Annotated in this window: 12 protein-coding genes; 7 read left to right on the top strand and 5 right to left on the bottom strand. The window is 41.8% G+C overall.

All coding sequences use genetic code 11. The annotated features are described in order from the left end of the window. Positions 1 to 165: 165 nt before the first annotated feature. The 4 genes from AAEY94_RS20265 to AAEY94_RS20250 form a co-directional block, all read right to left on the bottom strand. On the bottom strand, positions 166 to 708 hold the full coding sequence (locus tag AAEY94_RS20265) for a DUF1415 domain-containing protein (protein ID WP_101086702.1): 543 nt from the start codon (positions 706 to 708) through the stop codon (positions 166 to 168). Positions 709 to 737: 29 nt separating this feature from the next. Then, positions 738 to 1,343, bottom strand: a complete 606-nt coding sequence (locus AAEY94_RS20260; protein WP_350979855.1) for a LysE family translocator — start codon at positions 1,341 to 1,343, stop codon at positions 738 to 740. 304 nt (positions 1,344 to 1,647) lie between these two features. Beyond that, the gene (locus tag AAEY94_RS20255) at positions 1,648 to 2,466 is read right to left on the bottom strand and encodes a DUF2797 domain-containing protein (protein WP_350979853.1); all 819 of its coding nucleotides are present in this window, start codon (positions 2,464 to 2,466) and stop codon (positions 1,648 to 1,650) included. 94 nt (positions 2,467 to 2,560) lie between these two features. Further along, positions 2,561 to 3,067 (bottom strand): glycine cleavage system transcriptional repressor, encoded by a 507-nt coding sequence (locus AAEY94_RS20250; RefSeq protein WP_011636830.1) that lies wholly within the window; start codon positions 3,065 to 3,067, stop codon positions 2,561 to 2,563. Positions 3,068 to 3,263: 196 nt separating this feature from the next. Here AAEY94_RS20250 and AAEY94_RS20245 point away from each other — a divergent pair, with 196 nt between their 5' ends. The 6 genes from AAEY94_RS20245 to AAEY94_RS20220 all read left to right on the top strand — a co-directional run bounded on the left by AAEY94_RS20245 (position 3,264) and on the right by AAEY94_RS20220 (position 10,773). Beyond that, positions 3,264 to 5,519 carry an ABC transporter permease subunit gene (locus AAEY94_RS20245; RefSeq protein ID WP_101086705.1) on the top strand — a complete coding sequence of 752 codons (2,256 nt, stop codon included), beginning with the start codon at positions 3,264 to 3,266 and terminating at the stop codon, positions 5,517 to 5,519. Between the two features lie 58 nt (positions 5,520 to 5,577). Further along, positions 5,578 to 7,239, top strand: coding sequence for a phosphate ABC transporter permease PstA (pstA, locus tag AAEY94_RS20240; protein WP_162023451.1), 1,662 nt, complete (start codon positions 5,578 to 5,580; stop codon positions 7,237 to 7,239). 26 nt (positions 7,240 to 7,265) lie between these two features. Further along, on the top strand, positions 7,266 to 8,084 hold the full coding sequence (pstB, locus tag AAEY94_RS20235) for a phosphate ABC transporter ATP-binding protein PstB (protein ID WP_101086707.1): 819 nt from the start codon (positions 7,266 to 7,268) through the stop codon (positions 8,082 to 8,084). A gap of 48 nt (positions 8,085 to 8,132) precedes the next feature. Continuing rightward, positions 8,133 to 8,837, top strand: coding sequence for a phosphate signaling complex protein PhoU (gene phoU / locus AAEY94_RS20230; RefSeq protein ID WP_041412865.1), 705 nt, complete (start codon positions 8,133 to 8,135; stop codon positions 8,835 to 8,837). 139 nt (positions 8,838 to 8,976) lie between these two features. Then, positions 8,977 to 9,558, top strand: a complete 582-nt coding sequence (locus AAEY94_RS20225) for a DUF502 domain-containing protein (RefSeq protein WP_350979849.1) — start codon at positions 8,977 to 8,979, stop codon at positions 9,556 to 9,558. A gap of 858 nt (positions 9,559 to 10,416) precedes the next feature. Then, the gene (locus tag AAEY94_RS20220) at positions 10,417 to 10,773 is read left to right on the top strand and encodes a YajD family HNH nuclease (RefSeq protein ID WP_041413485.1); all 357 of its coding nucleotides are present in this window, start codon (positions 10,417 to 10,419) and stop codon (positions 10,771 to 10,773) included. A gap of 525 nt (positions 10,774 to 11,298) precedes the next feature. Here AAEY94_RS20220 and AAEY94_RS20215 read toward each other — a convergent pair. After that, a complete protein-coding gene (locus AAEY94_RS20215) occupies positions 11,299 to 11,526 on the bottom strand; it encodes a DUF1289 domain-containing protein (RefSeq protein WP_101086709.1) in 228 nt (75 codons plus the stop codon). A 79-nt stretch (positions 11,527 to 11,605) separates the two neighbouring features. On the opposite strand from AAEY94_RS20215, the gene AAEY94_RS20210 reads away from it, so the two are divergent. Beyond that, on the top strand, positions 11,606 to 12,922 hold the full coding sequence (locus AAEY94_RS20210; RefSeq protein WP_350979847.1) for a methyltransferase: 1,317 nt from the start codon (positions 11,606 to 11,608) through the stop codon (positions 12,920 to 12,922). Positions 12,923 to 13,094: the final 172 nt, after the last annotated feature.

The following is a 13,094-nucleotide window of genomic DNA, read 5'->3' as shown; positions in this document are numbered from 1 at the left end:
AAGTCTGAAGGTTTTTTGCTACACCACGGAGCCAACTATTGTCCGCTCTTATAGCCGCGCAGCGTCTAGCAGGACGAAGTCCGCCCTAGTCTCTAGGCTGTTAATCGCTTGTCATCGCTAGTCAGCGCTTGATACCGCTCTTTACCGCCGGTTATCTTTCTCAACTCATTTGGTGCAATGCTGCAGTAATTGGACAAAGAAATCGCTGCCTTTACGTTCCGCAAAAGCTATATTTCGCTCAGGAATGGATTCAGGATCAGTATAGTTGGCTAATGCCATTTCCATGCTGGCTTCACGGATAATATGCAAACAAGGGTAGGGGGAGCGATTGGTAAAATTAGCCGCACTGTCTTGTGGTTCACCTTCAAAACAATAGTCCGGATGAAAGGTCGCTAATTGATAAACACCTTCATAGCCTTGCTCAATTAACTCATCGGTAGCGTAATCGACTAAATCTAAATAAGGGTAAAAACCTTCAAAACCTCGCGGCAAAATAAACAGCGTGGTTTCAGTTTCAGGATGATTATCTAAGTATTGGCACTCTTCAATTAGCGCCTTTAACACAGACTTTGTTTTAGTTTCTTCAATGGCAACATAACGAATGCTAGCGCGTTCGACTTCTCGACGGGCAAACGGACAAATGTTGTATTTCATAATGACATCTTTTACCCAATTTTCAGTATGAGTAAGACATTCATGTTGTTCCATTAGTTAACCTTTTAACGCTAAAAAATTGATTAGTGGGTTGTTGGCGGTAACATCATTGGAATGATCGATGCCACTAATAATAAAGCCATTGTGATATTAAAAATACGTTGCTGACGCTCATTTTTAAGTAAACGTTTAAGTGCCACGCCAAACCCTAACCAGACAATCGCACACGGAAATGCCACGCATAAAAATACGCTGGCAATGGTCACGACTTGGCTATTGATCTCTTGTTGTACTGAGGTAAATGTAGCAATGGCACCTACCGCCATAATCCATCCCTTTGGATTTACCCATTGAAATGCTGCCGCTTGTAAAAAGCTAAACGGTTTGCTTACTTTTTTACCTTCCATTTTACTGCTGCTATTGGCAATTAACCATGACAGATAAAGTAGGTAACTAATACCAATCACTTTAATCACAATATGAATAAAAGGATAAGCTTGAAATATTGCACTTAACCCAAGCCCGACCGCTAATATCATGGTCGGAAAACCCAAGCTAATACCCATTAAGTGCGGAATACTGCGCTTAATACCAAAATTAACCCCAGAGGTCATTAGCATAATGTTGTTAGGGCCAGGAGTAATACCGGCAGAAAAAGCAAATAAAGCAATGGCGAATACTAACTCCATGAAAGGGTCTCTGTAGTGAATTAATAAGATATTTTTATAAATCGAATTCTAGGGGAAATGAGTGATTCACCATAATGATTTTTTTAACGCTTGGTTAAATTTGTCATTTCAAGACTAAAAAAACACTCGTTTTACTGTTAACGGTTTGATATTTATCAAATAAATTATTAGTTACTAAGTGTAATTCTGGTTGGTCATTTTTACTTAACAAGTTCAAATTTTACCTTTGAAGTCGTTATTTCGGCATGTAGACGGTTTTTAGCGATTAAGTTACAAGTCATTAGCAAGTTAATCGCTAGATAGTTTAATAACTAACGTCTACTTCATAAGATGAAAACTTACGAATATTAATTACCCCAGTATCAAAAATAAGGTATTGACCTTTTATGCCTTGCAAAATACCAGTGACTTCAGCAATTTTATCAAAGTTGTGTGATTTAACTTTCACCGGAAACTGCGTAATTGGGTAGCTAATCGCTTGAATGTTGGCATCAAGGCGTTCAATAACAATGTCTTGGTATTCGACTGCGAGCGCTTGCAGTTTATCTTCAATTAGCGGAATAAGTTGGGCTGCTTGTTCAACCAAATCGACATCATCATTATGGCCTTTTAGCATAGCTTGCCAATGGGTTTTGTCGTTAATGAATTTAGCTAATTCAATTTCGATTAAGCCCGACATTTTACGCGTCGACACTTTAAAAATCGGTAAGCCCTGAGTCGCCCCTTGGTCTATCCAACGGGTTGGGATTTGAGTATGGCGAGTAATGCCGACTTTAATCCCTGATGTATTCGATAAATACACGTAGTGGGGCACAAAGCAATTTAATATGCCCCATTCAGGTTCGCGGCAAGTGCCTTGATCAAAATGGCATGTTTCTGGTTTCATTATACACAAGTCGCAACTGGCCAGTTTTGTCATGCATACGTAGCAGTGACCTTGAGAATAACTTTTCTTGGTCTTTTTACCGCAGTTGCTGCAAAAAATATTACCTGTATGAGTCATGGTTAATGACTTACCAATAAGCGGGTTAAGCGCCAAACGCGCTTCACCAACAGGTAAATGATATTCCACCTCATGGTTATCATTGAGGTGGGTTTTCAGTTTTGATAGCGTTCCAAACATGGTTAATCCATTTTTATCATCATTATTTCGTGGCAGTTTAACAGAGGATCAAAACGGATTTTAGACTTAATTGGTTTTCAATGTCTAAATTAACTTATGCTGATTTACTCAGTTTATCTAATACAACATCATCACCCATTTCATACAGTGATGCTGTAATTTGCTCTTCTTGGCTCGGATCGGTTAATCCTAATGCCATAGTAGCTCTAAATAATGCAATGCCCGTGTGACTGGCGGTTTCATATTGGCTACTAAATTGTTCTATATTTACGCCTAGGGCATTCATTTTATTAGATATATGCAACACAATCCCTGGGCGATCATATGCGACTAAGTTATAGTGCAAATGTTTAATCGGTTTAGCACTTAAGGTTGTTTTAGCGAAGGTTAAGGTTAAGCCGTCAATGCATTCCAAGGCGTCAATTAACTCATCCCATTTTAGCGCAGGCACTTCTAATTGTAATATTGCTGCAAAAATACCGTCTATATGGCGCATTTCAGAGTCTAGCCAGTTGCCACCATGGCGGCTTACTACATTGGCAATCTGTTCTACTAAGCCTTTTCTATCAGGTGCTTGAAGAGTAATAAGATAACGCATCATTCGATATTTCTCCTATAAATAATGTCTGTAACACAAATGTCATATTTACGTCATATAATCGCAGCCACTTAAGATTGTGTTATTGTTTTACTGCTGTTTACTTTCATATATTTAGTCATAAATATTTATTGTTAGCATAGTAGACTACACATTCAAAGCGCTAATTATGGCATCGATTAATTATTAGAGGTTCTTAATGGAAAGTCAGGTCAATAAACCTGGTTCTGCGGAAAAAAGTCTACTCGTTGATAGACATGCAACCCGCAGAGCATTTAAGGATAAAGCAGCAGAGATTGGGGTAACCGTTGGCGGCACATTAGTGTTTGTCACCCTGTTATTAATATTTTTCTATTTGCTGTATGTCATCAAGCCCATTTTTGATGGGGCACATATAGAACCTGTTACGAGTGTGAGTTATCAACATGCTGATGTTAAAACCTTAACTGTTGGCAGCGATGAACAAAACGAAGTGCTCTATCGCGTGACCGAATCGGGTGTAGTTGACTTTTATTCAGCCGCGAGCGGTGAATTGATTTCATCTTTTAAGCCAAAAATTCCTGAAGGCACAACGGTCACCAGCAGTGCTAAATCGAGCCCAAGTGAGCAACGTTTTGCATTAGGGCTGAGCAACGGCCAAGTGATTGTTGTCGGCATTGAGTTTGGACTAACCTACCCAGACAATAAACGCTTGATTACGCCGACTTTACGTTATCCGATGGGAGAAACGCCATTAACGATTAATAGTGAGGGCGCTGTTTATAATCTGGTGTTTGATTTTAGCGACAGCCGCATGAGCTTTGCTTACCAAAATGCCAATGGTGCTTGGAAGCTTAATCGCCAAGAAGGCGAAGAAAACATGATGACTGAAGAAGTTGAGTGGTCATCTGTTGAAGTGTTTATTGATGATGCACCTAATCATGTTATATCAGCGATAATGACTCCAGATCATCGTCAGCTTATTTTGAGTACCAATAATAAACTATTTATTTATAACACTCGCGATGCCGACTCTATTGAGTTACTACAAGTTGTCGATGTTAAAAAAGTGAATGCTGAAGTTAAGCAAGTAAATTTACTTGCCGGAGCAAGCTCTATATTGGTGAGTTATGACAGCGGTATTGTGAGTCAGTACTTCCAAGTTAATAGCGAAAAAGGTCGTTTATATCAGCAGATTCGTGAGTTTGATGACCTTGCTCCAGTCAGTGTAATGGCGACAGAGTTTTATCGTAAAAGCTTTGCAGTGTTGAGTGCAGATGGCGAATTAACCCTGCTTTATACAACCAGTGAACGGCAGTTATTCGACGAGAAATTTCAGTTAACTAACCCAGGTAAAATGGGCTTCAGCCCGCGTTCAAACGCCTTGGTGATTGAGGCCGATAACAAACTTAACCTTTTCTCTGTTGAAAATGATCATCCAGAAATATCCTGGAGCGCATTGTGGGAAAAAGTATGGTACGAAGGTTACCCTGAACCACAATATGTGTGGCAGTCCACTTCTGGTTCTGACGACTTTGAAGCTAAGTTGAGCTTAATGCCACTGGCATTTGGTACCATGAAAGCGGCATTTTACGCCATGCTATTCGCTGCGCCATTGGCGATTGCGGGGGCGATTTATACCGCTTACTTCATGACACCTAAAGTGCGTAATGTAGTAAAGCCTACCATTGAAATCATGGAAGCATTACCGACGGTTATTTTAGGTTTCTTGGCTGGTTTATGGTTAGCGCCACTGATTGAAGATCATTTGCCCGGCATTGTGGTCTTGTTGATGTTATTGCCCACATCAATACTTGCAACTGCATTTGCTTGGAGTAAATTGCCAGAAAAATGGAAGCAACGCTTACCAGAAACCTATCAAGAACTAATGCTATTGCCAGTGATTCTATTTATTGGTTGGTTCTCCTTTGAAATCAGCCCAATAATTGAAGTGGCGTTATTTGACGGCAATACTCGTCAATTTATTACCAATGATTTAGGCATCACATTCGACCAACGTAATGCGCTGGTTGTGGGTATTGCCATGGGATTTGCGGTCATTCCAACCATATTCTCGATTGCTGAAGATGCGATTTTCTCTGTACCACGTCATTTATCAAACGGCAGTTTGGCACTGGGTGCAACAAACTGGCAAACCCTGACCAAGGTGGTATTGCTTACCGCCAGTCCGGGTATTTTCTCGGCTATCATGATGGGCTTAGGCCGTGCAGTGGGTGAAACCATGATTGTGTTAATGGCTACCGGTAATACTGCAATCCTTGAGTGGAGTGTATTTGAAGGTATGCGTACCTTAGCGGCAAACATTGCCGTAGAAATGCCTGAGTCGGCCATTGGCAGTACGCATTATCGCGTATTGTTCTTAGCTGCCTTTGTATTGTTCGTGTTCACCTTCTTCTTTAATACCATTGCTGAAGTTGTTCGCCAACGTTTACGCGAACGTTATAGCTCACTGTAAGGAAAGATGATGACTCAATTAATGATTAATTCGCTAATCGCCTTGAGAGGTTTGTGCAATGGGTAAGTGGTTTAAATCAGGTTCACCGTGGATTTGGATGACCGGTGGTGCCGTTAGTATCAGTTTGATTGCCGTTTTAGGCTTATTACTGTTAATCGCTTGGCGTGGCTTGAGTTACTTTTGGCCTGCTGATGTTTATGAATGGCAACTCGAAGACAACAATGGTGTTAAAAGTACCTTAATTGGTGAGATTTACGACCGTGAAGAGGTGCCTACAGAGCGCTTAATTTCAGCTGGTCATAAATTTGCCAAACACCCTGGTGAGTTTGTTACTCGTTACTTGGTAAAAACTGGTAACCGTGAGTTTGTTGGTTTAGATTTTCGTTGGATTTTAGGAACCGATATCGTTAGCCGCTCTATGCCTGCTGATGTCGCTAAACTTGAACGAACTAAAAACGGTAATTTTTACGGTTATCCTGTTGCGGTAATCGAAGACGGTAAACGTTTAGAGTTAACTAATGAAGCAGACATAGAAGCGTCTTTGTTTGACCATATCGACCGCGCAGTGGCAATTTCTGACGAAGCCTTGGCGTTGCAAAAAAGCGATATTGGCTCGATAAATTATCAAATGGAACGTCTACGTTTGAAAGAGCGTGGTTATGAGCTTGATGGTGAGTTAACTGCTGAGCGTAAAGCGGATATCAAGGCGCAAATTGAACAGCTTAACCAAGACTACTTAGTGCTTGAAAAAGACTTGTTTGCCCTGCGTGATAAAGCGGCGCGTGATTCTGTGGTGATTAAAGACATGCGCGGTGTTGAAGTCACCTTGCAACTGGACTCAATTTTAGACGTAAGTTATGTCAATCACATGAGTTTGCTAGGTAAAGTGGGTCACTGGTTTGTGGGAATAGGTCGCTTTGTGAGTGATGACCCGCGTGAAGCCAATACTGAAGGTGGTGTTTTTCCCGCTATTTTTGGCACGGTATTTATGGTGATGCTCATGGCCGTTATTGTGACGCCATTTGGAGTTGTCGCTGCTATTTACTTGCACGAGTACGCCAAGAAAGGCCCTATTACTAAGCTTATCCGTATTGCGGTGATTAACTTAGCCGGTGTACCGTCAATTGTTTATGGTGTGTTTGGTTTAGGTTTCTTTGTGTACATGATGGGCGGCTCAATTGACCAATTGTTCTTCCCTGAAGCGTTACCAGCACCGACATTTGGCTCTCCTGGGGTGATTTGGTCTGCATTAACTTTAGCCATTTTAACCTTGCCGGTGGTGATTGTATCAACCGAAGAAGGCTTAAGCCGAATTCCGAGTGCTGTGCGTCAAGGCAGCTTGGCATTAGGCGCGACTAAAGCCGAGACCTTATGGCGCATTGTGATTCCAATGGCAAGCCCAGCAATTATGACTGGTTTGATTTTAGCCGTGGCACGTGCTGCCGGCGAAGTGGCACCGTTGATGTTAGTGGGTGTAGTAAAATTAGCCCCAACATTACCGATTGATATGAACTTCCCGTTTGTGCATTTAGAACGTAAGTTCATGCACTTAGGTTTCCATATTTACGATGTAGGCTTCCAAAGCCCTAACGTAGAAGCAGCACGCCCATTGGTGTACGCAACTTCGTTCTTATTAGTATCTGTAATTGTTGCTCTTAATTTAACCGCTATCAGCGTGCGCAACCATTTACGTGAAAAATTCCGTTCGCTAGAACATTAATTAGCGATATCCTGAGGAAAGATAAAATGATTTCTATTGATAGTTCAGCAATGCAAACAGAAGCCGTTGATTTAGCTAATTTACCGGCACAGGATACCGCACTTGAAATCCGTAATCTTGATTTACGTTACGGTGACAAACAAGCGCTATTTGATGTGTCGATGAAGATCCCTAAAAAACAAGTTACGGCATTTATCGGCCCAAGTGGTTGCGGTAAATCAACACTGTTACGTTGTATTAACCGCATGAATGATTTGGTTGATAGTTGTAAAATTGAAGGTGAAATCTTACTTCATGGGCAGAACATTTATGACAAGAAAGTCGATGTAGCGGCACTACGTCGTAACGTCGGTATGGTGTTTCAGCGTCCTAACCCGTTCCCTAAGTCAATTTACGAAAACGTGGTGTATGGTTTACGTTTGCAAGGGTTAAGTAATCGTCGTGATTTAGACGAAGCGGCAGAGCGTTCATTGCGTGGCGCAGCGATTTGGGACGAAGTGAAAGACCGTCTACATGACAATGCATTTGGCTTATCCGGTGGTCAGCAACAACGTTTGGTGATTGCCCGTGCCATTGCCATTGAGCCAGAAGTATTATTACTCGATGAGCCAACGTCAGCACTTGACCCAATCTCAACATTAACTATTGAAGAATTGATTACTGAGTTAAAGCAAAAATATACCGTGGTGATTGTGACGCATAACATGCAACAAGCGGCACGAGTGTCAGATCAAACGGCCTTTATGTACATGGGTGAATTGGTTGAGTACGCTAATACCAACACCATTTTCACGACCCCTAAAAAGCGTAAAACAGAAGATTATATTACTGGTCGTTACGGTTAATCTTGCTTAAAACGCTTTTAATTAACATACAGAATTTAGGTGGGTATCATGGAAAAAATGAATTTAAGTAAACACATATCAGGTCAGTTTAATGCCGAGCTTGATGATATTCGTAATCGCGTATTAGCCATGGGCGGGCTTGTTGAGCGCCAGCTTGAGCAAGCATTGGATGCGCTAGCAACACTTGACTCAGAATTAGCGCAACAAGTGATTGAAGGCGACCACAAAGTCAATGGTATGGAAGTGGCTATTGATGAAGAGTGCACCCGTATTATTGCTAAGCGTCAACCTGCTGCCAGTGATTTACGCTTAATTTTGGCTATTTCTAAAACCATTACCGATCTTGAACGCATTGGTGATGCTTGTGTTCGTATCGCCAAAGCCGCGGTAGAAAAGCGCGCTAACAGTCAACAGCCTTTATTGGTGAGTATTGAAAACATGGGGCGTCACGCCACACGTATGTTGCACTCAACGTTAGATGCACTAGCACGTATGGATGCTGATCAAGCATTTGAGTTACACAAAGAAGATGCGAAATTAGACAAAGAGTATGAAGGTATTATTCGTCAATTAATGACTCATATGATGGAAGATCCTCGTTCAATCCCTGGTGTGTTAGACGTATTATGGGCTGCGCGTGCAGTTGAGCGTGTCGGCGACCGTTGTAAAAATATCTGTGAATACGTTATTTACTATGTGAAAGGTAAAGACGTTCGCCATATTTCTTACGAAGAAATGGAAAAAGAGCTGTAATAGGTCTTAGCGACTTTAGAAACGCCCTATGTTGCACTGTTTATCGAACAAACAGCCCAGCATAGGGCGTTTTTGTTTAGCGGTTTTGATGGATATTTGTTATCTTTGGCGCCTAAATCTGATGTAGAAGAAATCGTTCATGAAAAATACCCTTGCTCGTGGTTTAACCAATTTATTACCTATGGTGTTGTCTATTTGGCTATTTTGGTCATTGTTTATCTCACTCGATGGCTTAGGTAAATTATTGCTTGATATTGTGGGGGTAAAAGCGGCTTTTGTTGGCGCAGGATTTTGTTTGGTAGCGAGTTTAGTGTTTGTAGCGGGATTATTATTTTCCGTTAGTCCAATTGCTTGGGTGTACGGTTGGGTAGAAAACCAACTGATGAAGTTTCCTTTGTTTAAATCTGTTTATGGCAGTATTCGTGATATCGCCAGTTTAATGAACCGCGACGGCCAACCTAAAACCCAAAAAACGGTATTAGTCAAACAAGCCAATGGTAGTTTTGTCGTGGGCTTTATTATGAGTGACTCAGCACCACAACCCCTTGCCGATGCATTGCCAGAAGGTGATTGGGTGCCAGTATTATTCCAACTCAGTTACCAAATAGCTGGGGTGACAAGTTTGGTTAAACGCGACGACCTTATTTTTGTCGATTGGTCATTTGAAGATGCAATGCGCTTTAATTTAACCGCTGGAATATCGAACAGTAAAGCAGCTTAAATAGGCTGGAAGACGGTTTGAGCGATAACACTGATAAAAGCGGTATCAAGTGGTATCAAGCGATAGCGGCGCTAATAAACGATAACAAGCGATAACAAACCTAGAGACTAGAGCGGACTGCGTCCTGCTAGTTCGCTTCGCTGCTATAAGAGCCTGTTGAAACGGTAACAATCGGTATCAAGCGATAACAGCGATAACAAACATAGATACTAGAGCGGACTGCGTCTTGCTAGTTTGCTTCGCTGCTATAATAGCCTGTTTAAGCGGTAACAATCGGTATCAAGCGATAGCTGCGATAACAAGCGATAACATGCCTAAATACTAGAGCGGACTGCCAGTTTGCTTCGCTGCTATAAGAGCCAGTTGAAGGGAAACAATCGGTATCAAGCGATAGCTGCGCTAACAAGCGATTACAAACCTAGAGACTAGAGCGGACTGCGTCCTGCTAGTTCGCTTCGCTGCTATAAGAGCCCGTTTGCGGTAACAAGCGGTAACGGCGCTAATAAACGATAATGGCGATAACAAGCGATAACATGCCTAGATACTAGAGCGGACAGGGTCCTGCTAGTTTGCTTCGCTGCTATAAGAGCCAGTTTGCGGTAACAATCGGTATCACGCGATAACGGCGAGCGATGCGCTTGTCATCTCATTTTATTGCTTATCATCGTTTGTTACTTTGCTTGTATAGTATCTAGGCTTTAGGTGATTAGAATAAGCTAAGTGATGTTTTATCATTGCTTTGTCATTGTTAATCAGTGCTAATCACACAAGAATCTTAAAATAAGATCTAGCAAACAATTGCCCCAAGCGATAACAGTGATTATCCTTGGGGTAATTTTTTTTACGAGTGATAAATTAATGTCAGCCAACGAAAGTAAATTAGATAAAGTATTAGCTGAAGCCAGAGACTACAAAGCCTCTCGTGAAAAAGGATATCGTGAGCAAGCGCTTAAGCTCTATCCTTGGGTATGTGGGCGTTGCACTAGAGAATTTACTCATAAAAATTTATCTGAATTAACTGTGCATCACCGTGATCATAATCATGACAATAACCCGTCAGATGGTACGAATTGGGAGTTGTTGTGCCTGTACTGTCACGACAATGAACATTCACGCTTTGAAGAGTTGATTCGTTACGGTAGCACTAAAGAAGCCAAACAAGATGCTGCCACTTTCAATCCGTTCGCAGACTTAAAAGCGATGATGAAGAAGTAGAGCTGAGACGGTAGAAGCGGTAAGAGCGATGAAACTCGATAACAGGCGATGGCGAGCGATATAAAGCCTAGGAACTAGGTCGCTTCGCGGCGAGATGCTATACAGGCAATGTCAAAGCCGGTAAGATCGATGAAAATCGATGAAAATCGATGAAAATCGATAACAAGCGATGGCGAGCGATAAAAAGCCTAGGAACTAGGACGCTTCGCGGCGAGATGCTATACAGGCAATGTTAAAAGTTGGTTAGATTGATAACTGGCGATGAAAATCGATGACAAGCGGGAAACAGCCTAGGAGCTAGGTCGCTTCGCGGCGAGATGCTATAAAATCAAATTCAAAAGATACAAGCTTAGGGCTAGGTCCCATCATGGAAATACTTCTGAGCTGGGTCTGCTTGATGCATTACCGTTGTTATAGAAGCGAAGCGCACTAGCTGGACGAAGTCCGCCCTAGCATCTAGGCTCGTAATCGCTCGTAATCGCTCGTAATCGCTCGTAATCGCTCGTAATCGCTCGTAATCACTTATTACCGTTTAATCCGCTTTTCAGCTTCCAACCATTTTGCCCGTGACAACGTTTGGTTGTTGTTGTCGCCTAAATACAGCTGTTTTCTGCCTTCTAGACTATCAAAAATTTGTTTCTTTCGTTCTTCACTGGCTTGTGACCACGTTACAATTTCATCAATGTGACGAAAACAGCCCATACAATAATCGTCAGCATTTAAGCCACAACGGGCGACACAAGGTGAGTGCATAGTTTACAATTCCAGTTCGGTGATTTAATGACTCGCATCCTATCATTTCAATCGGCTAAGGTTAACTACAAGTCTCAATATGTCCGTAATCAAATATCAACAGACCTTTAATGCCATAGACTCACTTCTTGAGGCTCTAAAACCCTTATGGCAGCTGGTCGCGTTTGAGTGTGACCACTTACCTTGGCAGCACGATTTCCCACAATTAGCCCAAAAGGTGTGGCAACTTGATGATGTAGAAATTGATACTATTGATATGGATCAGCAACAGCTTGTAGAGTCGTTGTTGCCAAGTCTGATTCGCGATATCAAGCAAAGCAAACTGCCGCAGGTTGATCAGTTAATTAGCCAATTAAGCTTGTTAGTCATCACTTTGCCTACAAGTACGATTAACAGTGACGATGCTCAAGCTGTTTCTGACACTGAAACACTCGTGAATGATCACCTAATTAGCGATTCAGCGCATTTTAGTGCCCATATTAAAGGTCGAAAGTGGCAACAGATTACCGCGTTCTCGGAGCAAGTTGATCCACAATCTCAACCCCAACTACCTCGGTTACCTATTTTAGAGTGGTGTGCTGGTAAAGGGCATTTGGGCCGCTTGGTGGCTAAGCAGCAAAATGTTGAGGTAACAAGTATTGAGTGGCAAGCGAGTTTATGCTCACAAGGCCAGGTTTTTGCAAAACAATGGCAATTACCGCAAACTTTTATTTGTGCCGATGCTTTTGCGCCAATCGACCCAGGTAAACCGCTTTTGTTAATTGATCAACATGCAATCGCATTGCACGCCTGTGGTGATTTACACATTCGTTTACTCCAACTCGCAGTATCGGCAGGCACTCGGGTGATGTCTATTTCACCCTGCTGTTATCATTTGATTGAACATACACATTATCAACCGCTATCGGCCTTAGCCAAAGTCAGTGCGGTCAAACTGTCAAAGCATGACTTACAGCTGCCATTGCAACAAAGCGTTATTGCAGGCACCAAAAAACAAACATTACGCAATCAAGAGATATCATGGCGCTTAGGTTTTGACAGTTTGCAACGAGAAATTCGCGGCATCGATGCTTATTTATCGGTGCCGACCATTAAAAAAAGCCAGCTTAGTGGCAGTTTTAGCGACTTTTGCCAATGGGCTGCAAATCAAAAGCATTTAGTTATATCCAGTGAGATTAATTTGAGCCATTATTTGCACCGCGGAATTGAGCGACAACGGCTTACTAAGCGAATAGATTTAGTGGCCCATCTATTTCGCCGAGCTTTGGAGCATTGGCTGTTGCTCGATCGAGTGTGTTTTTTACAAGAGCAGGGATATCAAGTGGCTTTGACTGAATTTTGTGCAAACAGTGTTACACCACGAAATGCGATGATCCAAGCAATTAAAACAAACTAATAGCAGCCTTTGTCACAAAACTGTAAATTAAACCTTTGTTTATACTAGTCTATTTGCCCTAAAACTGTGAAAATCAACAAACTAGTTAATCAAATAATAAAATCTAACCACAATATATTATCCAAATTACCGCATTAGCTTGCTGTTTTTGATTGAATAATTAAGCCATTCT

Origin of the sequence: Shewanella sp. AC34-MNA-CIBAN-0136, from assembly GCF_040309945.1 — a bacterium.
Taxonomy (GTDB): Bacteria; Pseudomonadota; Gammaproteobacteria; order Enterobacterales; family Shewanellaceae; genus Shewanella.
Note: the sequence above shows the minus strand (reverse complement) of the source record. Positions and strands in the feature narration are given on the sequence as shown.

What these genes read in the sequence shown, in the direction of transcription:
- phoU (WP_041412865.1), top strand. Translation starts at nt 8,133, where the DNA reads ATGGAAAAAATGAATTTAAGTAAACACATATCAGGTCAGTTTAATGCC.
- AAEY94_RS20225 (WP_350979849.1), top strand. Translation starts at nt 8,977, where the DNA reads ATGAAAAATACCCTTGCTCGTGGTTTAACCAATTTATTACCTATGGTG.
- pstB (WP_101086707.1), top strand. Translation starts at nt 7,266, where the DNA reads ATGATTTCTATTGATAGTTCAGCAATGCAAACAGAAGCCGTTGATTTA.
- AAEY94_RS20255 (WP_350979853.1), bottom strand. Translation starts at nt 2,466, where the DNA reads ATGTTTGGAACGCTATCAAAACTGAAAACCCACCTCAATGATAACCAT.
- AAEY94_RS20260 (WP_350979855.1), bottom strand. Translation starts at nt 1,343, where the DNA reads ATGGAGTTAGTATTCGCCATTGCTTTATTTGCTTTTTCTGCCGGTATT.
- AAEY94_RS20215 (WP_101086709.1), bottom strand. Translation starts at nt 11,526, where the DNA reads ATGCACTCACCTTGTGTCGCCCGTTGTGGCTTAAATGCTGACGATTAT.
- AAEY94_RS20245 (WP_101086705.1), top strand. Translation starts at nt 3,264, where the DNA reads ATGGAAAGTCAGGTCAATAAACCTGGTTCTGCGGAAAAAAGTCTACTC.
- pstA (WP_162023451.1), top strand. Translation starts at nt 5,578, where the DNA reads ATGGGTAAGTGGTTTAAATCAGGTTCACCGTGGATTTGGATGACCGGT.
- AAEY94_RS20220 (WP_041413485.1), top strand. Translation starts at nt 10,417, where the DNA reads ATGTCAGCCAACGAAAGTAAATTAGATAAAGTATTAGCTGAAGCCAGA.
- AAEY94_RS20265 (WP_101086702.1), bottom strand. Translation starts at nt 708, where the DNA reads ATGGAACAACATGAATGTCTTACTCATACTGAAAATTGGGTAAAAGAT.
- AAEY94_RS20250 (WP_011636830.1), bottom strand. Translation starts at nt 3,067, where the DNA reads ATGATGCGTTATCTTATTACTCTTCAAGCACCTGATAGAAAAGGCTTA.
- AAEY94_RS20210 (WP_350979847.1), top strand. Translation starts at nt 11,606, where the DNA reads ATGTCCGTAATCAAATATCAACAGACCTTTAATGCCATAGACTCACTT.